Origin of the sequence: Nocardia sp. FBN12 (assembly GCF_050320175.1) — a bacterium.
GTDB lineage: Bacteria > Actinomycetota > Actinomycetes > Mycobacteriales > Mycobacteriaceae > Nocardia.
Genome location: NZ_CP190048.1, coordinates 1,067,422 through 1,088,427, shown reverse-complemented (window position 1 = coordinate 1,088,427; position 21,006 = coordinate 1,067,422). Strand labels below are relative to the sequence as shown.

General features: G+C 68.3%; 23 protein-coding genes. 11 read left to right on the top strand and 12 right to left on the bottom strand.

Going from position 1 to position 21,006, the window contains the following annotated elements:
- Positions 1-2 precede the first annotated feature (2 nt).
- From pyk to ACQHI0_RS05395, 10 genes are all read right to left on the bottom strand, one after another.
- Positions 3-1,421: a pyruvate kinase gene (gene pyk, locus ACQHI0_RS05440; RefSeq protein ID WP_427906828.1), complete on the bottom strand. Its 1,419-nt coding sequence runs from the start codon at positions 1,419-1,421 to the stop codon at positions 3-5.
- 88 nt (positions 1,422-1,509) lie between these two features.
- A complete protein-coding gene (locus ACQHI0_RS05435) occupies positions 1,510-2,181 on the bottom strand; it encodes an amino acid ABC transporter permease (protein ID WP_427906827.1) in 672 nt (223 codons plus the stop codon).
- A gap of 3 nt (positions 2,182-2,184) precedes the next feature.
- A complete protein-coding gene (locus ACQHI0_RS05430) occupies positions 2,185-2,937 on the bottom strand; it encodes an amino acid ABC transporter substrate-binding protein (RefSeq protein WP_427909088.1) in 753 nt (250 codons plus the stop codon).
- Between the two features lie 172 nt (positions 2,938-3,109).
- Positions 3,110-3,625, bottom strand: a complete 516-nt coding sequence (locus tag ACQHI0_RS05425) for an NINE protein (RefSeq protein ID WP_427906826.1) — start codon at positions 3,623-3,625, stop codon at positions 3,110-3,112.
- A 224-nt stretch (positions 3,626-3,849) separates the two neighbouring features.
- The gene (gene lgt, locus ACQHI0_RS05420; RefSeq protein WP_427906825.1) at positions 3,850-4,950 is read right to left on the bottom strand and encodes a prolipoprotein diacylglyceryl transferase; all 1,101 of its coding nucleotides are present in this window, start codon (positions 4,948-4,950) and stop codon (positions 3,850-3,852) included.
- 121 nt (positions 4,951-5,071) lie between these two features.
- Positions 5,072-5,872: a tryptophan synthase subunit alpha gene (trpA, locus tag ACQHI0_RS05415; protein ID WP_427906824.1), complete on the bottom strand. Its 801-nt coding sequence runs from the start codon at positions 5,870-5,872 to the stop codon at positions 5,072-5,074.
- Positions 5,869-7,134 (bottom strand): tryptophan synthase subunit beta, encoded by a 1,266-nt coding sequence (gene trpB, locus ACQHI0_RS05410; RefSeq protein ID WP_427906823.1) that lies wholly within the window; start codon positions 7,132-7,134, stop codon positions 5,869-5,871. Before trpB ends, trpA begins: the two co-directional genes overlap by 4 nt.
- Entirely contained in the window at positions 7,131-7,952 is an 822-nt protein-coding gene (gene trpC, locus ACQHI0_RS05405; RefSeq protein WP_056824640.1) for an indole-3-glycerol phosphate synthase TrpC, read from the bottom strand. Before trpC ends, trpB begins: the two co-directional genes overlap by 4 nt.
- 124 nt (positions 7,953-8,076) lie before the next feature.
- Positions 8,077-8,898 (bottom strand): TIGR02234 family membrane protein, encoded by an 822-nt coding sequence (locus ACQHI0_RS05400; RefSeq protein WP_427906822.1) that lies wholly within the window; start codon positions 8,896-8,898, stop codon positions 8,077-8,079.
- A complete protein-coding gene (locus ACQHI0_RS05395; RefSeq protein WP_427906821.1) occupies positions 8,895-10,433 on the bottom strand; it encodes an anthranilate synthase component I in 1,539 nt (512 codons plus the stop codon). The genes ACQHI0_RS05400 and ACQHI0_RS05395 overlap by 4 nt, the downstream gene beginning before the upstream one ends.
- 134 nt (positions 10,434-10,567) lie before the next feature.
- On the opposite strand from ACQHI0_RS05395, the gene ACQHI0_RS05390 reads away from it, so the two are divergent.
- The 6 genes from ACQHI0_RS05390 (at position 10,568) to ACQHI0_RS05365 (ending at position 14,545) form a co-directional block, all read left to right on the top strand.
- Entirely contained in the window at positions 10,568-10,843 is a 276-nt protein-coding gene (locus tag ACQHI0_RS05390) for a hypothetical protein (protein WP_427906820.1), read from the top strand.
- Between the two features lie 72 nt (positions 10,844-10,915).
- A complete protein-coding gene (locus tag ACQHI0_RS05385) occupies positions 10,916-11,386 on the top strand; it encodes a peroxiredoxin (protein WP_427906819.1) in 471 nt (156 codons plus the stop codon).
- Between the two features lie 87 nt (positions 11,387-11,473).
- The gene (locus ACQHI0_RS05380) at positions 11,474-12,124 is read left to right on the top strand and encodes a TetR-like C-terminal domain-containing protein (protein ID WP_427906818.1); all 651 of its coding nucleotides are present in this window, start codon (positions 11,474-11,476) and stop codon (positions 12,122-12,124) included.
- A 181-nt stretch (positions 12,125-12,305) separates the two neighbouring features.
- A complete protein-coding gene (locus ACQHI0_RS05375; RefSeq protein ID WP_427906817.1) occupies positions 12,306-13,235 on the top strand; it encodes an NmrA family NAD(P)-binding protein in 930 nt (309 codons plus the stop codon).
- Positions 13,236-13,360: 125 nt separating this feature from the next.
- Complete coding sequence (locus tag ACQHI0_RS05370) at positions 13,361-13,933, top strand: permease (protein ID WP_427906816.1); 573 nt, start codon at positions 13,361-13,363, stop codon at positions 13,931-13,933.
- Positions 13,934-14,077: 144 nt separating this feature from the next.
- Positions 14,078-14,545 carry a MarR family winged helix-turn-helix transcriptional regulator gene (locus tag ACQHI0_RS05365; protein ID WP_427906815.1) on the top strand — a complete coding sequence of 156 codons (468 nt, stop codon included), beginning with the start codon at positions 14,078-14,080 and terminating at the stop codon, positions 14,543-14,545.
- Here ACQHI0_RS05365 and hisI read toward each other — a convergent pair.
- A complete protein-coding gene (hisI, locus tag ACQHI0_RS05360; RefSeq protein WP_427906814.1) occupies positions 14,542-14,886 on the bottom strand; it encodes a phosphoribosyl-AMP cyclohydrolase in 345 nt (114 codons plus the stop codon). The two genes, ACQHI0_RS05365 and hisI, sit on opposite strands and share 4 nt — an antisense overlap.
- Entirely contained in the window at positions 14,883-16,172 is a 1,290-nt protein-coding gene (locus ACQHI0_RS05355) for a PucR family transcriptional regulator (protein WP_427906813.1), read from the bottom strand. Before ACQHI0_RS05355 ends, hisI begins: the two co-directional genes overlap by 4 nt.
- A gap of 141 nt (positions 16,173-16,313) precedes the next feature.
- On the opposite strand from ACQHI0_RS05355, the gene ACQHI0_RS05350 reads away from it, so the two are divergent.
- From ACQHI0_RS05350 to ACQHI0_RS05330, 5 genes are read left to right on the top strand one after another with little or no spacing between them, the layout of a single operon-like run.
- Entirely contained in the window at positions 16,314-17,072 is a 759-nt protein-coding gene (locus tag ACQHI0_RS05350; RefSeq protein ID WP_427906812.1) for an ABC transporter ATP-binding protein, read from the top strand.
- On the top strand, positions 17,069-17,818 hold the full coding sequence (locus tag ACQHI0_RS05345; RefSeq protein ID WP_427906811.1) for an ABC transporter ATP-binding protein: 750 nt from the start codon (positions 17,069-17,071) through the stop codon (positions 17,816-17,818). Before ACQHI0_RS05350 ends, ACQHI0_RS05345 begins: the two co-directional genes overlap by 4 nt.
- The gene (locus ACQHI0_RS05340) at positions 17,815-18,693 is read left to right on the top strand and encodes a branched-chain amino acid ABC transporter permease (RefSeq protein ID WP_427906810.1); all 879 of its coding nucleotides are present in this window, start codon (positions 17,815-17,817) and stop codon (positions 18,691-18,693) included. The genes ACQHI0_RS05345 and ACQHI0_RS05340 overlap by 4 nt, the downstream gene beginning before the upstream one ends.
- The gene (locus ACQHI0_RS05335) at positions 18,690-19,730 is read left to right on the top strand and encodes a branched-chain amino acid ABC transporter permease (protein ID WP_427906809.1); all 1,041 of its coding nucleotides are present in this window, start codon (positions 18,690-18,692) and stop codon (positions 19,728-19,730) included. The genes ACQHI0_RS05340 and ACQHI0_RS05335 overlap by 4 nt, the downstream gene beginning before the upstream one ends.
- On the top strand, positions 19,720-20,976 hold the full coding sequence (locus ACQHI0_RS05330) for an ABC transporter substrate-binding protein (RefSeq protein ID WP_427906808.1): 1,257 nt from the start codon (positions 19,720-19,722) through the stop codon (positions 20,974-20,976). The genes ACQHI0_RS05335 and ACQHI0_RS05330 overlap by 11 nt, the downstream gene beginning before the upstream one ends.
- The last annotated feature ends 30 nt before the right edge of the window (positions 20,977-21,006 follow it).

Here is a 21,006-nt window from a genome sequence, read left to right as displayed (position 1 = left end):
TACTAGTGGTCCTCTTCGCCGATGCGGTGCACGTGGATCAGGTTGGTGGAACCGACGGTACCCGGAGGGGAGCCGGCGACGATGACCACCAGGTCACCCTTGCGATAACGCTCCAGCGACAATAGCGCCTGATCCACCTGGTGGATCATCGCGTCGGTGGTGTCCACCATGGGCACGATGAACGTCTCGGTACCCCAGGTCAGCGTGAGCTGGCTGCGCACCTCCGGCAGCGGGGTGAACGCCAGCAGCGGCAGCGGGGTGTGCAGGCGGGCCAGGCGGCGCACGGTGTCACCCGACTGGGTGAACGCGACGAGCGCCTTGGCGTTGAGCCGCTCGCCGATGTCGCGGGCGGCGTAGGAGATCACGCCACGCTTGGTGCGCGGCACGTGGGTCAGGGGTGGCACCCGCGACGTCTCGGACTCGACGGCGGTCACGATGCGGGCCATGGTGCGCACCGCGTCGATCGGCCAGGCGCCCACCGAGGTCTCCCCCGACAGCATCACCGCGTCGGCGCCGTCGAGCACCGCGTTGGCGACGTCGGAGGCTTCGGCGCGGGTCGGCCGGGAGTTCTCGATCATCGATTCGAGCATCTGGGTGGCGACGATGACCGGCTTGGCGTTCTCGCGCGCCATCTGGATCGCGCGCTTCTGCACCAGCGGCACCTGCTCGAGGGGCAGCTCGACGCCGAGGTCACCGCGGGCGACCATCACCGCGTCGAAGGCGAGCACGATCGCCTCGAGGTTGTCGATCGCCTCTGGCTTCTCCAGCTTGGCGATCACCGGCACACGGCGGCCGACGCGATCCATGATGTCGTGCACGAGTTCGATGTCGGACGGCGAGCGCACGAAGGACAGTGCGATGAAGTCGACGCCGAGCTCCAGGGCGAATTCGAGATCGGCGATGTCTTTTTCGGACAGAGCGGGCACCGACACGTTCATGCCGGGCAGCGACAGCCCCTTGTTGTTGCTCACCGGGCCGCCCTCGGTCACCCGGCAGACGACGTCGTTGTCCTCGACGGATTCCACCGTGAGGCCGACCTTGCCGTCGTCGACGAGCAGCCGGTCCCCGGCCTTGGCGTCCTGGGCGAGCTCTTTGTAGGTGGTCGAGACACGGTCGTGGGTGCCGTCGACCTCGTCGACCGTGATCCGCACCTGCTCGCCGTTGGCCCACACGGTCTTGCCGTCGGCGAAGCGGCCGAGGCGGATCTTGGGTCCCTGGAGGTCGGCGAGGATGCCGACCGCGCGGCCGGTCTCGTCGGAGGCCGCGCGGACCATCTTGTAGTTGTCGGCGTGGTCGGCGTGGTCGCCGTGGCTGAAGTTCAGCCGGGCCACATCCATGCCGCTTTCGACGAGCTCACGAATACGATCCTGGGTAGCAGTGGCCGGGCCCAAGGTGCACACAATCTTCGTCCGTCGCATCACGGCCCCCAGCCTAGTACTCGGGCAGCGCCGAGTCTTTTCGCCTGTCGGGTTGCACGTTTAGTTCGACTTGTGTTCACGAAAACTGTTGCTAGCGAACAGCCACATGCCGGGAAAGTCTTGTTTCGAGACGGCTCTGACCGAACCCGAGGATCAGGCAGATCACCCAGTAGTAGAGCGCCGCGACGCCGTAGAGGGCGAAGAAGTCGAAGGTGGGGGCGGCGGCCAGCTGGGCGGTGCGCAGCAGTTCGGTGACCAGGATGGTCGAGGCCAGCGAAGTGTCCTTGACCAGGGAGATCAACGTGTTCGACAGCGGCGGCACCGCGATCCGGGCGGCCTGCGGGAAGACGATGTCCCAGAGCGTCTGCACGTAGGTCATGCCCAGCGATTGCGCGGCCTCCCACTGCCCGTGCGCCACGCTCATGATCGACGAGCGCACCACCTCCGCGGCGTAGCCGCCGACATTGAGGCTGAACGCGATCACCGCCGCCGGGAACGGATCGATGACGATCCCGAACTGCGGCAGCGCGTAGAACACGATGAACAGCTGCACCAGCAGCGGGGTGCCGCGGATGATCGAGATGTAGAAGCGGGCGGGCGCCGACAGCACCCGCCGCGTCGACATCCTGGCCAGCGCGACACCGACCGCGATGGCCAGGCCGATGACGAAGCTGATGGCGGTGAGCGGCAACGTCATCGTCACCGTGGCCTTCAGCATCGGCACCAGGTTGTGCCGGATCAGCTCCCAGGTAGCCGGATCCATCCGCTATTTGCTGACGTCGGTGCCGAAGTACTTCTCCGACAGACGGGCCAGCGTGCCGTCGGCGCGCAGCTCTTCGAGGGCCTTGTCGACGTCGGTGATGAGCCCGGTGTCATCCTTGCGCGCGGCGAAGGCCTGCTTGCTGGTCTCGCCGGTCTCGGCCGCGATCTTGATACCGGTGTCACCGGTCTTCTTGGTGTACTCGCCCACGGCCAGGGTGTCGTTGACGGTGGCGTCGACCCGACCGGCCTTCAGCAGCTGCACCGCCTGCACGAACCCTTCCACCGCTTCGACTTTCGCGCCGGCGCCCGCGGCGACCTTGCTCCAGTTGCTGGTGGCCGACTGCGCGGTGGTCTTGCCCGACAGGCTCGCCAGCGAGGTGATGGTGGTGTTGTCGGCCTTGGTGACGATCACGCCCTCCGACGTCGTGTACGGCTGCGACAGCGCGTACTTGGCCGTGCGCTCGGGATTCACGGTGACCTGGTTGGCGACCAGATCGAAACGCTTGGACTCGAGCCCGGCGAAGATCGAGTCCCACGGGGTCTGCACGAATTCCACCCGCTTGCCGAGCTTTTCGCCGACCGCCTTGGCGACCTCGACGTCGTAACCGGTGAGCGTGCCGCCCTCCTGGTAGCTGAACGGCGCGTAGGTGCCCTCGGTACCGACCTTCAGCACGTTCGGGTCGGACGCGGACGAGCAGGCCGACAGGCCCGTCGCGGCGACGACAGCGAGTACGGCGGCGGCAATGAATTTGCGCACGGACATCCCTTTCTCCGCTGCGCGTAGGGGGCACGCGCAGGCCAAGCGACGCTACGGCGCCACCACAGACCGACACAGAGTATCGCTCACCGTGATCGCAAATACCGGGGGGAAACGCGAAACGGGCGCCCTGCGTGAGCAGAGCACCCGTTCATCCCCGTGTGATGACGTGTCAGTCGCGCAGCGGGCGACCCTGCGCGTCGGGCACCTTGCCGGTGAGCATCATGATGCCGTCGATCAGCGGCCAGATGGCGCCGAGACCACAGGTCAGCCAGGTGACCGCGATCTGGGCGATGCCGAGACCGGTGTAGCCGAGGTAGAAGCGGCCGACGCCGAAGCTGCCGAGGAAGATCTGCAGCAGACCGGCCATCAGCTTCTGCTTGTCCGAGAACGGCACGCCGTACATGTCCCGGCCGTAGGGCGCCTCCGGGTCGTTCGGGTTGAAGCCCTGCGGCATCGCCCCGTACGGCGCGGCACCGTAACCCGGCTGCTGGGCGTACGGGTCTGCGGGCTGACCGTACTGCGGCTGCGGCGCACCGTACTGCGGCTGACCGTAGCCGGGCTGCTGGGCGTACGGATCGGACGGCTGACCGTAGGCCGGCTGACCGTACTGCGGCTGCGAACCGGAGTTCTGCGGCTTGTTCAGGTCAGGGCCGTACTGTGGATTGGGGTTATAGGGGTCGGTCACTCATGTCCTCCATCATTCGTGCGGGTACCCGTCGTGGCCCCCGGCCAGTGGTGATCGGCCGAACGGCGGTGCGCGCGCGACGATCACGGGCCATTGTTGCCGGTACTGCCCGCCGTTGTCTTGTCGGGTACCACCCGATCCGGCCTCGCCACACATTCGAAATATCGCGACGGGCGCCCGCGATGTTGCCGGGCGCCCGTCGATTCCCTGAAAACCGTCGTGGATCAGGACTTCTTCGCCGCTGATTTCGTCGGCTGCGCGGCGGCATCGGCTTGCTTCTCGGCGGTATCGTCCGCCACCGCGGCCGCTTCGCCGGAGTCCGTCGAATCACCTTCGGCCGCAGCCGAATCCGGCTTCTTCGTCACGTCGACGGCCGTGGCCTCGGCAGCCGGGGCCGCGGCGGCGTTGTCGGCCGCACCGGCGGCGCGCAGCGCGGCGAACTGCCACGGCCATGGGCGCGGTTCACCGTCGGGCTGCAGCTGCGCGGGCGTCTCGCGGCCCTTGGTCGCCAAGGCGAAGTAGGCCATGGCGCCGAGGAAGACCAGAGCGGAGGTGAACGAGTTGATCCGGATGCCGAGAATGTGGGTGGCTTCGTCGCTGCGCAGCAACTCGACGAAGAACCGGCCGAAGCTGTAGCCCGCGACGTAGAGCGCGAACAGGCGCCCGTGACCGATCTTGTAGCGCTTGTCGAGCAGCACCAGCGCGATGACGACCAGCACGTTCCAGACGAGCTCGTAGAGGAACGTCGGCTGCACGACCTCGAGCACCCGCCCGGTCGACACCCCGTTCATCATGTCGCGCGCGCCGGTCTCGGCGTCGAACCGCTCGTAGATCTCCAGACCCCACGGCAGGTCGGTGGCGCGCCCGTAGAGCTCCTGGTTGAAGTAGTTGCCGAGCCGGCCGATGGCCTGGGCAAGCAGCACGGCGGGCGCGACCGCGTCACCGAGCGCGGGCAGCGGGATCTTGTACATCCGGCAGCCGATCCAGGCGCCGATGGCGCCGAAGAACACCGCACCCCAGATGCCGAGGCCGCCCTGCCAGATATACAGCGCCTCGACGGGATGCTTACCCGCGCCGAAGTACTTCTGCCAGTCGGTGGCGACGTGATAGATCCGGCCGCCGACCAGGCCGAACGGCACCGCGAACATCGCGACATCGAGCACGGCGCCCGGCTGACCACCGCGCTCGCGCCACCGCCGTTCACCCCACCAGATGGCGACGACGATGCCGAGGATGATGAACAGCGCGTATGCCCGCAGCGGGAAGGGTCCGAGTTGCCAGACCCCCTGGGGCGGACTCGGAATATAGGCCAGGACTGAGTTCACGCGCCCCACGTTAGTGGAGAGGCTTACGGCCGTGTTGCCGCGACCCGGACGGCGGACGACGGGCCGGTGACGAGCGATGGGCCCGGCCACTGATCAGCGGCCGGGCCCATCGCGGGAACCGCTAGGACCGAACGGTTGCCGAGCGCACGCCTTCGGCCAGTTCGGCAGTCAACGCGCGGACCGCGTCGAGGCCTTCCGGTACGGCCGAGACCAGTGCCGAGCCGACGATCACGCCGTCGGCGTACGCGGCGATCTCGGCGGCTTGGGCACCCGAGCGCACGCCGAGGCCGACGCCGATCGGGATGTCGGAATGGGCGCGGATGCGCGAGCACAGCGCGGGGGCGGCCGAGGAGACCGCGTCGCGGGCGCCGGTGACGCCCATGGTCGAGGCCGCGTAGATGAAGCCGCGCGAGGCTTCCAGGGTCTTGACCAGTCGCTCTTCGGTCGAGGAGGGTGCGACCAGGAAGATGCGGTCCAGGTTGTGGGTGGAGGAGGCGACGAACCAGTCGTCGGCCTCGTCGGGGATCAGGTTGGGCGTGATGATGCCGGCGCCACCGGCCGAGGCCAGGTCGCGGGCGAAGTTGTCGACACCGTACTTGAGCACCGGGTTCCAGTAGCTCATCACCACGGCCTGACCACCGGCATCGGTGATCGCCTCGACGACGGAGAACACGTCGCGCACCCGCACACCGCTGCGCAGGGCCTGCTCGGCGGCGGCCTGGATGACCGGGCCGTCCATCACGGGATCGGAGTAGGCGACGCCGACTTCGACGATGTCGCAACCGGATTCGACGAGGGCGCGGACCGCGGCGATGGAACCGGCGAGGTCGGGATAACCGGCGGGCAAGTAGCCGATCAGCGCGGCCCGTCCTTCGCTACGCGCGGCGGCGAAGGTATTCGCGAGGCGGGACTGCTGGCTCACTGCTTGTGCTCCTCAGCATCCTCGTCGAACAAACCGAACCAGCGGCCCGCGGTGTCCATGTCCTTGTCACCACGACCGGACAGGTTGACCAGGATGACCGCGCCCTCACCGAGCTCCACACCCAGTTTCAGCGCACCCGCCACCGCGTGCGCGGACTCGATCGCCGGGATGATGCCCTCGGAGCGCGAGAGCAGCAGCAGCGCGTCCATCGCCTCGGTGTCGGTGATCGGCCGGTACTCGGCGCGGCCGATGTCCTTGAGGTGGGCGTGCTCGGGGCCGACGCCCGGGTAGTCGAGACCGGCCGAGATCGAATGCGATTCGATGGTCTGGCCGTCGTCGTCCTGCAACAGGTACGAGTAGGCGCCCTGGAACGCACCGGGCGTGCCACCGGTGAAAGTGGCTGCGTGCCTGCCGGTTTCGACGCCGTCACCGGCCGCCTCGAAGCCGACCAGGCGCACACCCGCGTCGGGGATGAAGGCATGGAAGATGCCGATGGCGTTGGAGCCACCGCCGACGCAGGCCACGACCGCGTCGGGCAGTCTGCCCGCTTGCGCCGGAAGCTGGATCTGCTCGCGCGCCTCCAGGCCGATCACGCGCTGGAAATCACGGACCAGCAGCGGGAACGGGTGCGGGCCCGCGGCGGTGCCGAAGCAGTAGAACGTGTCGTCGGCGTGGGTGACCCAGTCGCGCAGTGCCTCGTTGATGGCGTCCTTGAGCGTCTGCGAACCCGAGGTCACCGGGATCACCTCGGCGCCGAGCAGCCGCATGCGGGCCACGTTGAGCGCCTGGCGGGCGGTGTCGACCGCGCCCATGTAGATCACGCAATCGAGGCCGAGCAGCGCGCACGCGGTGGCCGTGGCGACGCCGTGCTGGCCCGCACCGGTCTCGGCGATGACGCGGGTCTTGCCCATCCGCTTGGCGAGCAGTGCCTGGCCGAGCACATTGTTGATCTTGTGCGAGCCGGTGTGGTTGAGGTCCTCACGCTTGAGGAAGATCCGCGCGCCACCCGCGTGCGCGGCCAGCCGGGTGCATTCGAACACCGGCGACGGACGACCGGTGTAGTCGCGCTGCAACCGGTCGAGCTCGTCGAGGAAGCCGCGGTCGGTGCGGATCTTGTCGTATTCGGCGGTGACCTCTTCGATCACGGCCATCAGCGCCTCGGGGACGTGCCGTCCGCCGTAGACGCCGAAGTGGCCGCCCGCGTCGGGTTCGTAGTCGGAGTGCTGCGCGACGCCGGCGCTCGCCGGGGGAAGCACTGTCACCGAATGCTCCGGCGAGCCGGCTTCGGGCAGGACGGGTGCGTGCCCGCGGTCACCAGTTCCGACACCGCCGAACGCGGGTTACCGCTGGTCACCAGGCCTTCGCCGACGAGCACGGCGTCGGCGCCCGCACCGGCGTAGGCCAGCAGGTCGGCGGTACCGCGGATGCCGGACTCGGCGACCCGGATGACCTCCGAGGGCAGACCGGGCGCGATCCGCGCGAACACATCGCGGTCGACCTCGAGGGTCTTGAGGTTGCGCGCGTTGATGCCGATCACCGTCGCACCGGCTTCGAGGGCGCGATCGGCCTCTTCCTCGGTGTGCACCTCCACCAGGGCGGTCATGCCGAGGGATTCGGTGCGGTCGATCAGCGAGGCGAGCACGTCCTGTTCGAGGGCGGCCACGATCAGCAGGATCACGTCGGCGCCGTGGGCACGGGCCTCGTGGATCTGGTACGGGCCGACGACGAAGTCCTTGCGCAGGACCGGGATGTTCACGGCGGCGCGCACGGCGTCGAGATCGTCGAGCGAGCCACCGAAGCGGCGACCCTCGGTGAGCACGCTGATGATCCGCGCGCCACCGTCTTCGTAGGCCTTGGCCAGTACGGCGGGATCGGGAATGTCGGCGAGCGCGCCCTTGGAGGGGCTGGCTCGCTTCACTTCCGCGATGACACCGATTCCGTCCTCGTGCAGCGCGGCGTGTGCGTCCAGCGGCCCCTTGACCGCGGCGGCAGCAGCTTTGATCGCTTGAAAATCGAGGAGGGCTTCGCGAGCGGCAACATCCGCTCGGACCCCGTCGAGAATCGAGTCGAGTACCGTCATCTGGCTCGAATCCTTTCTGGGGAGACGCACTTCTCGCCCGAGAGTCCCCTCGGGCGCTGTCTCACCGATGCTGGTAAAGAATAAATGCCCGCCGCGCGTGTCACTGCGGCGGGGGTGCTGCTGGTCACTTGTTCTCTCCGGCCGGACCGTGGTAGGCGCCGGGGGTATCGGAGGTGTCGGTCGGGTCGGTCCCCGCGTCGAGCGCGTCCCACAGCACTCGGTCCGACAGTGGCGCCGCCGATCCGGTCTCCGTGTGCTGCTTGCTCACCGCCGCGCTGGCGTCGGCCCGGCGGAACACCGGGTTGTCGTATTTGTCGGAGGCCTCGGCGCGTTCGCCGGTGCGGCGGGTGAGCAGGATGCCCGCGGCCAGTGCCAGGCACGCCGCGAAGATCGACAGGATCGCGGGACCGAGGTGGGTGTCGGCGCCGCTGACCACCGCGCGCACCGGCAGTTCGGCCAGCGTGCCCGCCCGCTCGGCGGTCTTGCCCGCGCCGACCGCCAGCGCGAAGCCCGGTACCGCGGCCGCGGCGGCGACCACCGAGATCACCACCCCGAGCAGCTGCCGCAGCACTCCCTTGACCGCGAACACCGCCGCGATCGAGGCGACCAGCACCAGGGCAAGTGGGGTGAGCGCGCCGAACCACACGCCACCGTTGAGGTCGTCGGTGCGCGGTTCGGTGAGCCCGTCGGCCGAGTGCACCGTCACCCACGTCATCCGCGAGGAGGCCCACAGCCCGGCTGCCGCCAGCGCGAGCAATACGACCGCGACGACGGGCTTCGCGGCCGGAGCGGGCGCCACACCCGTGGCCGCGGTGGAGTCGGTGCGGTCGGCAGGCTGTGACGTATCGCCGGACGTGTTCGGACCATCAGGGTGGACTTCCGGCGCAGCCGACTCCTCGGCGCCGACGGGCCGACCGGTGCGTTCTTCTCCTGATTCGGCCGTCACAGGTGCCCGCCTTCGTAGGTGCGCAGGGTCTGCGCCGCCGCGATCGCCTTGAGTACCGCCATGGCCTTGTTGCGGGCCTCGGTGTCCTCGTAGACCGGATCGGAGTCGGCGACCACGCCCGCGCCCGCCTGGACGTAGGCGGTGCCGTTCTTGAGCAGGGCGGTGCGGATGGCGATGGCGGTGTCGGCGTCGCCCGCGAAGTCGAGGTAGCCGACCACACCGCCGTAGACGCCGCGCCGGGTCGGTTCCAGCTCCTCGATCAGTTCCATCGCGCGCACCTTCGGCGCACCCGACAGCGTGCCGGCTGGGAAACAGGCACGCACCGCGTCGAGCGCGATCTTGCCCTCGGCGAGCAGCCCGGACACCGTCGAGACCAGGTGCATCACGTGGCTGTAGCGCTCGACGTGACGGTACTGGGTGACCTTCACCGTGCCGGGACGGCAGACCCGGCCCAGATCGTTGCGACCGAGGTCGACGAGCATCAGGTGCTCGGCGTTCTCCTTCTCGTCGGCGAGCAGGTCCTTCTCGAGCAGGATGTCGTCCTCGGCGCTCTCGCCGCGCCAGCGGGTGCCCGCGATCGGATGTGTCGTCGCCACCCCGTCTTTCACGGTGACCAGCGATTCGGGACTCGAGCCGACGATGGAGAACGCGGTGCCACCCTCGCCGTCGGGAATGTGCATCAGATACATGTACGGGCTCGGGTTCGAGGCTCGCAGCATCCGGTAGACCGCGAGCGGCGACCCGGTGTAATCCATTTCGAAGCGCTGCGAGAGCACCACCTGGAAGGCCTCGCCCGCCTCGATCTCCTTGATCAGGCGGTGCACGCCCGCACCGAATTCCTCGGTGGTGCGCCTGCGCAGGAATCGCGGTTCGGGCTGGTCGAAGACCGACACCGTGGAGGGCGCGGGGGTGGCCAGCGCGGCGGTCATCCGGTCGAGCCGGGCGACGGCGTCGTCGTAGGCGGCGTCGACCCTGGAGTCGGTGCCGTCCCAGTTCACCGCGTTGGCGATGAGGGTGATCGCGCCTTCGTGGTGGTCGAACGCGGCGAGGTCGGTGGCCAGCATCAGCACCAGTTCGGGAAGTTGCAGATCGTCGGCGGCGAGTTCGGGCAGCCGTTCGATCCGGCGTACCGCGTCGTAGCCGAGATAGCCGACCATGCCGCCGGTGAGCGGCGGCAGGCCGGGCAGCCGCTCGGTGCGCAGCAATTCGAGGGTCTCGTGCAGCACGCGCAGCGGGTCACCGCCGGTGGGCGCGTCGACGGGCACCGTGCCGAGCCAGGCGGCTTCGCCGTCGACCACGGTGAGCGCCGACGGACTGCCCGCGCCGATGAACGACCAGCGCGACCACGAGCGCCCGTTCTCGGCGGATTCGAACAGGAAGGTCCCCGGCCGGTCGCCCGCCAGTTTGGAATAGGCCGAGAGCGGAGTTTCGGAGTCCGCCAGCACCTTTCGGGTCACCGGGACGACCCGGTGCTCGGCGGCGAGCAGCCGGAACTGTTCGCGGGTCGTGGTGGTTGGTGTCGACGCGCCCTGCATGGCCCCATCATCCCAGGCGTGCCGCCGCCGACGCGCGCGGACCCGACCCCCGCGCCGAATCGGGCGGTGACCGGCATCACTACACTCGCGCGCGTTCCATGTCGCATGCGGTTATCCCCTTTCCGAGAGGAGCAATGTTGTACCCCTCGCACCAGGGCGCACAGGAGGGCCGGCTGGCCATCCCGTCGCAGCAGCACTACGGCCCCGGCCAGCAGTCGGCCACGAGCGCGCTCAATTCGTTCGTCACCTACGCCAAAGCCATCCAGGATCTCGACAAGAAGAACTTCCCCGACGAGTACGCCGGGCACAGCGACCGCATCCGCGAGCTAGAACCGCTGCTGCGCGCGCACGGCATCCTCGACGTGATGCAGATCCGCAATCCCGACGTCGCGGCACTGCTCGGGCAGTAGGCCCGCAGGTCCCCGTTCGCGCCCGCGAGCGGGGATCTTCCCTACTCGGCCGCCGGTCGTTACTGTCTGGGCATGCAGCCAGGCCAGCGCGCTCCGCAGTTCGAGCTCCCCGATCAGTCCGCCCAGCTCCGCTCGCTCGACGGCTTGCTCGCCGACGGCCCGCTGGTGCTGTTCTTCTACCCCGCCGCCAATACCCCCGTGTGCACCGCCGAGGCCTGCCACTTCCGCGACCTGAGTGGTGAATTCGCCGCGCTGGGCGCCACCTGTGTCGGCATCAGCACCGACAGCACCGAGGTGCAGGCCGGCTTCGCCAGCAAGCAGCGCCTCGACTACCCGGTGCTGTCCGATCACGACGGCGCGGTGGCCGCCGAATTCGGCGTCAAACGTGGCCTGCTCGGCAAACTCGCCCCGGTCAAGCGACACACCTTCATCATCGACACCGACCGCACGATCCTGAAGATCGTCACCGGCGAACTGCGTGCCAACGTCCATGCCGACGAGGCACTGGCCTTCCTGCGCGAACGCAGCACCACGCCCGAGTAACACCTGTCCATGGTCCGCCCCGCGGCCTCCCCGGACAGGGCAGGATGGCGGCCGAACGGGCGAAGCGGATGCAGTACCGTCGTGCGTATGACCAGGTCGACCCGCCCCACCGGACGCCAACGTCCCAGTGGCGCTTTCGGGCCGGTCCGTGACGAGACCCGGAATGCTCGCATCATCGAAGCGGTCTTGGACCTGATCGTCGAGAGCGGGTACGCCGACCTCACCATGGGTGCGGTCGCCGCGCGCGCAGGGGTGGCCAAGGCCACCGTCTATCGTCGATGGGCCTCGCGCGAGGACCTCGTCGCCGACGCCCTGGAGAGCATCATGATCCCGGCTGTCCCGGCCGGGGTGCCGACCGCCGGGACACTGCGCGAGGACCTCATCGCCACGCTGACCAACAGTTCCGCGTGCCTGCGGCCCCGGGAGCGTCGCTTCTCGGCGGTGCTGGCCGCGGCGACCGCGTCTCACCCACAGATCGCCGACACCTTGCGCGAGCGGTACATCGCCGTGCAGCGCGAGGGGATCGTCTCCTGTCTGCACCGAGCTCGAGAGCGCGGCGAAATCACCGCGGACCGGGTTGAGCGTCTGCTGGCGCCGCACAGGCTGGAGATCGCCGCGGCCGTCGGCGTGCTGGTCCTGCAGGAGGACTTGCTCGGTGCCGTTCTCGACGTCGAGGGGATAGCGCGCCTGGTGGACCAGGTCATGCTGCCCCTCGTCGGCACCACCTCCACCGGCTGAGGCCCTACCCGCCGGTTCATCGATTCCACGTCATATCTGTTCGGCCGATTGTCGCTCGGCCTGCGCTCAGGCATGCCCATCAACTAGGTACACCGAAGACTCGATACTGTAGAGTCTCTAGTTGATGGCCGTTCGCGCCCGCGTGCCGATGAATCGTGACCAACAGAAAGCAGGACCTGGTATGCCGACCAACGACAAGGCGAAAGTGCTGATCACCGGGGCAACCGGAATGCAGGGCGGCGCCGCTGCCCAGGCGCTGCTGCGCGCCGGTCATCCCGTGACCGCGTTCGTGCGCGACCCCTCTTCGGCCCCCGCCCAGGCGCTCGCCGCGCAGGGCGTTGCCCTCGCGACCGGAGACCTGGAAGACCCCGCGTCGCTCGAGGCCGCCGCAGCCGGACACGATGCGGTCTTCTCCGTGCAACTGCCGGGCGTCGACCCGGCCGACCCCGGCGCCGAGCAGCGCCAGGCTCGCAATATCGCCACCGCCGCCAAGCGGGCCGGCGTGACTCAGATCATCCACACCTCCGTCTCGGCGACCGGGTGGCGCACTCAATACCCCGACATCGACATCACCGACTCCGGGATGGAGGCGTACTGGGACGAGAAGGAAGCCGCCGAAGAGGCGATCCGGCAGGCAGGCCTGGAGCGCTGGACCATCCTCAAGCCCGCCTTCTTCATGGACAACTACCTCCTTCCCTCCAAAATCGCTTTCATATTCCCCGAGCTGCCGCAGGGCGAGCTGGTCACCTCGGCGAGCCCAGAGGCGGTGTTGGTGATGACCAACACCGACGACTTCGGCGCGGCGGTCGCTGCTGCCGTGGCCGATCCCGACACGTTCCACGAAGCTGAGATCGAACTCGGCGGCGACGCGCTGACGCAGAACGAAATCGCCGACATTCTCGCCAAGGCCACCGGCCGCGAGATCACTGCCGTGTTCATCTCCTCGCAGGAGCAGGAAAAACGCGCCGGTACGCCCACGGCGTGGAGTGATACGTGGACCGACCGCGTCGGCTACCCCGCACGCCCCCACCACGCCGCCCGCTACGGCCTGACCACGACGTCCCTCGAACAGTGGGCAGCACAGCAGGACTGGCACTCCCCGGCTTCCTGAACTGGGCGCGGCGATTTATCGCTCCTCGGCCACACGGCTGCGACTTCGACTAGTGACCACACCGGTCGGCGAATCGCCGGGCGACGGACCGACGCCCGGCGTTCCGGCGCACTTACGCTGGGCAGATGACAACCGGCGAGGTGCAGTCGAGCGGTCAGAAGTCCACCGCTGTCGTGTGGCGTAACCGGGCCATCTTGGCCCTCGCCACGGTGGCGGTCCTGGTGATCGCCTATTTCATCCTGTCCTCGTTCATCCCCCGATGGTGGGCCCAGCGGCTGGCCAACACCGTGCAGGGCAGTTTCAGCGCGGGCATCTGGTGGGGTCTGGTGTACGGGATCGTGTTCACCCTGCTACCGCTGCTGCTGGTGATATTCGCGGTGCGGGTCTGGAAACGCAAGGGCGGCAAGTTCATGGCGGGCGCGGCGGTGATCATCGCCTTGGCCTGCGCACTGCCGAACCTGATGACTCTGACGATCGTGCTCGGTGGCAACAACGCCGCACACGCCGGTCAGCGAATTCTGGATGTCGACGCGCCCGCCTTCCGCGGCGCCTGCCTGGTCGGCGCCATCATCGCCGCGGTGCTGTTCGTCGTGGTGGTCGCGCTGATGGGCAAGCGGGGACTCAGCCGTCACAAGGCCGCCAAGGCCGCGACACCGCCGCCGGAGCCCACCGTGCCGCCGATGACCGGCGACCGGTAACCCGCACCGGCACTCCCGCGGTGATGTGAGTGACCTCACGACCACCGCCAACTCGCGGACGTCACAGCGACGTCGTGGCAAACTCTGTGCTGTGCGCGCCTCACTCCACCATGTCCGCCGTCCGGCCGCGAGGCAGCTCCGGCGATGACTCAGTGGCTCGACCCCGTCGAACAGCGCGCATGGCAGGCGATCGTCGCGCTCATGACCCGGATTCCCGGCGCGTTGGACACCCGGCTGCAACGCGAGTCGGGGCTCACCCATTTCGAATTCCGGGTACTCAGCCTGCTGTCGGAAGAGGCGGGCCATCGCCTGCAACTGAGTGATCTCGCCCACAAAGCAAATGCGTCGCTATCGCGGTTGTCGCACGTGGTGTCGAAGCTGGAACGCCTCGGCTGGGCGCGACGCGACACCACCGCGGGCAGGCGGGGTGTGTACGCGGTCCTCACCGACGCGGGTTTCGAGAAGGTGATCGAGGCCGCCCCCGGCTATGTGGACGCCGTACGCAGCCTCGTTCTCGACGGTCTCACCGATAAGCAGACCGCGCAACTCGCGGTGCTCGGCGAAGCGCTGTCGGACCGGCTGAATCGGGCCCTGGTCGACGACGCCGACTAATCGGCGGCCAGCAGCACGTCGGTGTCGAAGCAGGTGTGGGTGCCGGTGTGGCACGCCGCGCCTTCCTGATCGACGATCAGCAGCAGCGTGTCGCCGTCGCAGTCCAGGCGCACTTCGTGCACGTACTGGGTGTGGCCCGAGGTCTCGCCCTTGACCCAGTACTGCTGACGCGATCGTGAATAGTAGGTCGCCTTGCGGGTTTCCAGCGTGCGGGCCAGCGCCTCGTCGTCCATCCACGCCATCATCAGCACGTCGCCGGTCGCCTTCTCCTGCGCGACCGCGGCGATCAGTCCGTCCTCGGTGCGCTTGAGGCGGGCGGCGATGGCAGGGTCGAGGCTCATGCCTCGTTTATAACAGCAGCCAGTTCGATCGCCACCAGCAGTTCGACGAGGTCGTTCACGCTGCGCACGTTGCGACCGGTGAGCTCGGCGATCCGGCCGAGCCGGTACTTGGCGGTATTGAGGTGAATGTGCAGAGTGTCGGCGGCCTCGCGCAGATTCATGTCGGCGGCGGCGAACGCGCGGATCGTCTCCGCCAGCGTGCCGCCGCGAACCCGGTCCTCGGCCAGCGCGCTGCCGATGCGCGGGTCGACCAGCTGTCGGGTGGTGTCATCGGCGCGCAGGAGCAAGTATTTGAAGGGGGTGAGCTGCGGTAACGCGAGTACCCCTCCCCCTTCGGGCAGGAGTTCGAGCGCGGCTTGGGCCTGCCGGTAGGCGCGCGGGATCTGAGCGACCTCGGTGACCGCGGTGCTCACACCGACGGCCAAGGTGATGCCCTCCGCGCCCAGTTCGTCCTGTATCGCGCGCAGCCGCTCACACAAGCCGTCGGCCGCCGCGCCCGGACGCAGCGCCGGCACGGCGACGATCTCCGAGCCGCGCACCACCGACAGCGTCCGCAACCCGTTGACCGTGCACCGCGCCAGCGCCGCGGACACCAATTGCCTTGCTTCACTGAGCTTTTCGGTCGAATCCTCGGTGCGCTCCGCTCGGTCGAGTACCACCGCGGTCACCACGACCACGGGCGTGGTGCGCTCGGCCCCGATGCCGTGCGCGGTGGCCACCGACAGATGCGGACCGCTCGCGGGCAGCGCGCCGTCGAGCAGCGCGTCCATCAACGCCTGGGAGTCGCGACCGGATTCGGCGGCCACGTACTGCTGGAATTCCAGATACGCGTCGGTCGCCTGGGTGCTGATCAGATCGGTATAGCGCGCCAGCGGCCCCGCCAGCGACAACACCGCCGCCTGCCCGGTCTCGGAATCGCCCGCGTGCGCGAGCAACGTCTTCCACATAGCCCGCTGGCCGAGGCGGAAGGCGGCGATGTAGTCGACCAGCGGCAGCCCGGTGCGGGCCCGTCGCGCCGCGGCCTGCCTGGCGTAGGCGACATCGGCCGGGCAGACGCGTCGACGCTCGAGCAGCGCGCCGAGCCCGGTGCGGCTGAGCCGCGCCAGCTGATCGTGCACATCGTCGAGCACACCGGGACCAGCGGAGGCGTACCCGGGCAGCTGGACGAGGATCTTGGCCATCACATCGTCGGCGATCTCGTCGGCGTGTGCGTAGGCGCAGCCCGCAATCCGCCGACGCTCGGCCTGCACCTGCTCAGACTCGGCCGAAACGGATAAACGTGACACAGCTGACATGTTTCGGGAGTGTGCATGCGCGCGCCCACAGTGTCAACCACGTCACACTGTCCGCAGCGGACGAGCGGCGGCTGCGTTCTTGGTCCGCAACGTCCAATGTGGGCTCCGACCTGCGGTCTTAGTGTTTGCCGCATGCTCGAGATAACCAACCTGACGGTGCGCTTCGGCGGCATCACCGCCCTGCAGGACGTCGGGTTCACGGTCGCTCCCGGCGAAATGGTCGGCCTGATCGGACCCAACGGCGCCGGCAAGACCACCCTGTTCAACTGCCTGACCCGGCGCAACCGGCTGACGTCGGGCACCATGCGCTACCGCGATACCGATCTGTCGACGGCGCGCCCGGACGCGCTCGCCGGACTCGGCATCGCCCGCACCTTCCAGAACCTCGGCTTGTTCCCCCGCCTCTCGGTGCGCGAGAACATCCTCGTCGGCGCGCATCACCGGGCCTGCGCGGGCTTCGTGTCGGCGGGGCTGCGGTTGCCGAAGGTCCGCAAGGAGGAGAAGGCGCTGCGCGTCGAGGCCGACGAACTGCTCGAACGCCTCGACCTGACCGCGGTCGCCGAGCATCCAGCCGCGGGCCTGCCCTTCGGCACCCTCAAACGCATCGAACTCGCCAGAGCGCTGGCGGTGCGACCACAACTGCTGCTGCTCGACGAGCCGGTGAACGGCCTGAGCCACGGCGAAGTGGACGAATTCGCCCAGCGGCTGCGCGCCCTGCAGGCCGACCTCGCGCTGACCGTGATCGTCGTCGAACACCACATGGGTTTCGTGATGGGCACCTGTGATCGGGTGATCTGTCTCGAGTTCGGCCAGGTGATCGCCGAGGGCACACCGGAAGCGGTACAGCAGGATCCGGCCGTCATCCGCGCCTACCTGGGAGCTTCGGCATGAGCGAGCACTGGCCGACCGCAGACGACGCGTACCTGGTGGTCACCGACCTGCACGCCGGGTACGGTGCCGCGAAAGTCCTGCACGGCGTGAGCTTTTCGGTCGCACAAGGCGCGGTATGCGCGATCCTCGGCCCGAACGGCGCGGGCAAGACCACCCTGCTGCGCGCCCTGTGCGGGATGATCAAGGTGCGCGGCAGCCTGCTCCTGGACGGTGACGAAGTGTCCGGTCGCGCACCGGAGACGATGGCGCGCCTCGGTGTCGCCCATGTGCCGGAGGGGCGCGGCACCTTCGCCCCGCTCACCGTCGAAGAGAACCTGCGCCTCGGCGCCTACCCCCGCCGTGACCGCGCCGCCGTCGACACCGACCTGCGCCGCGTCTACGACTACTTCCCGATCCTGCGCGACAAACAGCGCGACGCCGCGGGCGGCCTGTCCGGCGGCCAGCAGCAGATGCTCGCCATCGGCCGGGCCCTGATGCTGCGGCCCCGCCTGCTGCTGCTCGACGAGCCCTCACTCGGCCTCTCGCCGCTGGTCACCCAGGAGTTGTTCGGGATCGTCGCCACCATCAACGAAGAGGAACGCACCACGGTGATCGTCGTCGAACAAAACGCCCACCTCGCGCTCAATGTCGCCCAGCAGGCGCACGTCCTGGAAACCGGGCGCATCGTCTTGTCGGGCACCGCCGAGCAGATCCGGGCCGATGAGCAGGTCACCCGCTCCTACCTGGGAATCCAGGTGAAGCCGTGATCGAATTCCTGCAGCAACTCGTCGAGGGACTCTCGGCGGGCGCCATCTACGCGGGCCTCGCGCTGGCCCTGGTACTCATCTACCGATTCACCGGAATCGTCAATTTCGCCCAGGGCGAGCTGGCCATGTTCTCGGCGTTCCTGGCCTGGCAGCTGAGCCAGATCATGCCGTTCTGGACGGCGCTGCCGCTCACCTTGGCCATCTCGTTCGCCGGCGGCATGCTGATCGAACGAGTGGTGATCCGTCCGGTCGAGGGCGCACCCGAGATCACCCTGGTGATCGTCACCGTCGGACTGTTCTTCACGATCCACGCCGCCGCGGGCTGGATCTGGTCGTATCAGACCAAGTCGTTCCCGAACCCCTTCCCGGAGGGCGCTTTACGTGGTGGCGGCCTGAGTGTGGGCTACGGCAGCCTCGGCATTCTGCTCGTCGTCGCCGTGGTCATGGCACTGCTGTATCTGCTGTTCCGCTACACCAGGATCGGGCTCGCGATGCGGGCGGTGGCGTGTAACCCGCAGTCGGCCAAGCTCGTCGGCATCCGGGTCGGCACCGTGCTCGCGCTCGGCTGGGGTCTGGCCGCGCTGGTCGGAGCGGTGTCGGGCGTGCTGTCGGCACCGCTGCTGTTCCTCGAACCCAACATGATGGGCGGGGTCCTGATCTACGCCTTCGCGGCGGCGACGCTGGGCGGGTTCGACTCCCCCGGCGGCGCGGTGGCAGGCGGTCTGATCGTCGGCGTCGCCGAAACCCTCACCGGCGCTTACGTCGACGCGATCGGCACCGAACTCAAGATCGGTGTGCCGCTGGTGATCATCCTGGGCGTGCTGTTGCTGCGCCCTCAAGGCCTGTTCGGACACGCGGCGGTGGAACGAGTATGAGCGAAGTGAACATTGCGGCAAGGCCTTCGGCTACCCCGGTCGCGAAACCGATACTGCACCGGCTGAATACGGTGCGCTGGCCACTCGTCGCGATCGGCGTGCTGCTCCTTCTCGCCTGCCTCGCCCCCTTCCAGTTGGTGCCCTTCCATACCTTCCAGCTGGCCATGGCGATGATCTACGCGGTCACCCTGCTCGGGCTGAACCTGCTGGTCGGCCACACCGGCCAGATCTCGCTCGGTCACGGCGCCTTCTTCGCCATCGGTGCCTATACGGCCGCGATCGCGATGGAACACTGGGACACACCGTATTTGGCGACCATTCCGATCGCCGCGGCCGTCACCTTCGCCCTCGGCTTCGCCCTCGGGGTCCCGGCGCTGCGGCTGCGCGGGCTGTACCTGGCACTGGTCACCCTGGCCATCGCGATCTTCCTGGTGCCGCTGCTCAAGCGGTTCGACGGACTCACCGGCGGTTCCATGGGACTCACCGTCACCAAGCCCGTCCCGCCCGCGTGGACCGGGCTGGCCGAGGACCAATGGCTGTACTTCCTGGCACTGGCCACCACCGTGGTGAGCTTCGTGCTGGTCGCCGGGATGCTGCGCTCCAGGGTCGGGCGCGCGCTGCACGCGGTGCGCGACAACGAGATCGCCGCCGAGGTACTCGGAGTGAATCTGGCGCACTACAAAACGCTCGCCTTCGCCTGGAGCGCGCTGCTGGCGGGCATCGCGGGCTGTGTCTACACCTGGGTGATCGCGTTCGTCTCGCCCGACTCCTTCGCGCTCACACTGTCGATCACGCTGCTGGCCGGACTGGTCGTCGGCGGACTCGGCACCACCTGGGGCCCGCTGCTGGGCGGACTGTTCGTGATGTTCGTGCCCAGCTTCGCCCAGGACGTCAATCAAGCCGCCCCCGGCGTCATCTTCGGACTGCTGATCATCGCGGTCATGTACCTCGCACCGAAGGGTTTGGCCGGCCTGGCCACCCAGTGGTCGCAATGGCTCGGACATCGTGTCCGGAAAGGGAAAACTCATGCGCACTAGGGCAATCCGCTCCATCGGCGTGACGGCCGCGCTCCTCGCGACCCTCACCGCGTGTGGCGGTCGCGGCGAGGAGACCGGCTCTGTCGGTCAAGGCGACTGCAAGGGTCAGCAGACCACCGGTATCACCGACAGCACCATCAAGCTGGGCGGGGCGTACCCGCTGTCGGGCCCGGCCTCGGCTTACAGCGAGGTGCCCAAGGGCGCCAAGGCCTACTTCGACTACATCAACGCCGAGCAGGGCGGCATCGACGGCCGCAAAGTCGAGTACATCGTGCGCGACGACGGTTACCAACCGCCCAAGACGGTCGAGGAGACCCGTCGCCTGGTCGAACAGGACCAGGTGTTCGCGGTCTTCCAAACACTGGGCACGGCAACTTCTTCGGCGGTCACCGACTACCTCAACCAGCGCAAGGTGCCGCAGGTGTTCGTCGCCACCGGGGCCAACAAGTTCGGTTCCGCCACCGAGAACCCGTGGACCATGGGCTGGCAGCCCAGCTATCGCACCGAGGGTCTGGCTTACGCGCAGTACGTGAAGCAGCAGCGACCGAACGCGACCGTAGCGGTGCTCTACCAGAACGACGACTTCGGCAAGGACCTCCTGGCGGCGTTCACCGAGGGCGTCGCGGGCAGCGGGGTGAAGGTGATCGCCGAGCAGAGCTTCGAGGTCACCGACCCCACCGTCGACGCTCAGGTCCGCAACCTGGCGAACTCGAAAGCCGATGTGCTGCTGAATTTCTCGACACCGAAGTTCGCCGCGCAGGCACTGGCCGCCGATGTGCGCAACGCCGACTGGAATCCGTTGCACGTGCTGGCCGTGGTGTCCAACACCATGGCCACCCTGCGTCCGGTCGGGCTGCCCAACGTCCAGGGCACGGTGACCGCGGCGTTCCTCAAGGACGCCGCCGACCCGCGCTGGTCCACCGACACCGGCATGCAGACCTACCGAGCCAAGCTGACGCAGTACGCCCCCGGCGCCGATCCGGAGAACCAGCACGCCATGGCCGGATGGACGATGGCCGAGAGCTTCCGCAAGACCATGGAAGCGGCGAAGTGCCCCACCCGCGAGGGCCTGCGTGACGCGATGCGCTCGCTCGACAACGTCTCCGCCGACCTGATGCTGCCCGGCATCTCGATGAAAACCGGTCCCCAGGACGGCTATCCGCTCGAAGCCGTCGGCATCCAGACCTTCGTCGGCGAGCACTGGTCGCTCAAAGAGGGCGGCCTGATCGACACCAGCGGCAAATAGTCGCTGCCCCAACCGTTGCGCAGCGCATCC

Bases quoted from the DNA above. Each gene is read 5' to 3' on its own strand.
- ACQHI0_RS05435 (WP_427906827.1), bottom strand. From the start codon at position 2,181: ATGGATCCGGCTACCTGGGAGCTGATCCGGCACAACCTGGTGCCGATG.
- trpC (WP_056824640.1), bottom strand. From the start codon at position 7,952: ATGACGGTACTCGACTCGATTCTCGACGGGGTCCGAGCGGATGTTGCC.
- ACQHI0_RS05395 (WP_427906821.1), bottom strand. From the start codon at position 10,433: ATGCAGGGCGCGTCGACACCAACCACCACGACCCGCGAACAGTTCCGG.
- ACQHI0_RS05390 (WP_427906820.1), top strand. From the start codon at position 10,568: ATGTTGTACCCCTCGCACCAGGGCGCACAGGAGGGCCGGCTGGCCATC.
- ACQHI0_RS05385 (WP_427906819.1), top strand. From the start codon at position 10,916: ATGCAGCCAGGCCAGCGCGCTCCGCAGTTCGAGCTCCCCGATCAGTCC.
- ACQHI0_RS05380 (WP_427906818.1), top strand. From the start codon at position 11,474: ATGACCAGGTCGACCCGCCCCACCGGACGCCAACGTCCCAGTGGCGCT.
- ACQHI0_RS05375 (WP_427906817.1), top strand. From the start codon at position 12,306: ATGCCGACCAACGACAAGGCGAAAGTGCTGATCACCGGGGCAACCGGA.
- ACQHI0_RS05370 (WP_427906816.1), top strand. From the start codon at position 13,361: ATGACAACCGGCGAGGTGCAGTCGAGCGGTCAGAAGTCCACCGCTGTC.
- ACQHI0_RS05365 (WP_427906815.1), top strand. From the start codon at position 14,078: ATGACTCAGTGGCTCGACCCCGTCGAACAGCGCGCATGGCAGGCGATC.
- hisI (WP_427906814.1), bottom strand. From the start codon at position 14,886: ATGAGCCTCGACCCTGCCATCGCCGCCCGCCTCAAGCGCACCGAGGAC.
- ACQHI0_RS05350 (WP_427906812.1), top strand. From the start codon at position 16,314: ATGCTCGAGATAACCAACCTGACGGTGCGCTTCGGCGGCATCACCGCC.
- ACQHI0_RS05345 (WP_427906811.1), top strand. From the start codon at position 17,069: ATGAGCGAGCACTGGCCGACCGCAGACGACGCGTACCTGGTGGTCACC.
- ACQHI0_RS05335 (WP_427906809.1), top strand. From the start codon at position 18,690: ATGAGCGAAGTGAACATTGCGGCAAGGCCTTCGGCTACCCCGGTCGCG.
- ACQHI0_RS05330 (WP_427906808.1), top strand. From the start codon at position 19,720: ATGCGCACTAGGGCAATCCGCTCCATCGGCGTGACGGCCGCGCTCCTC.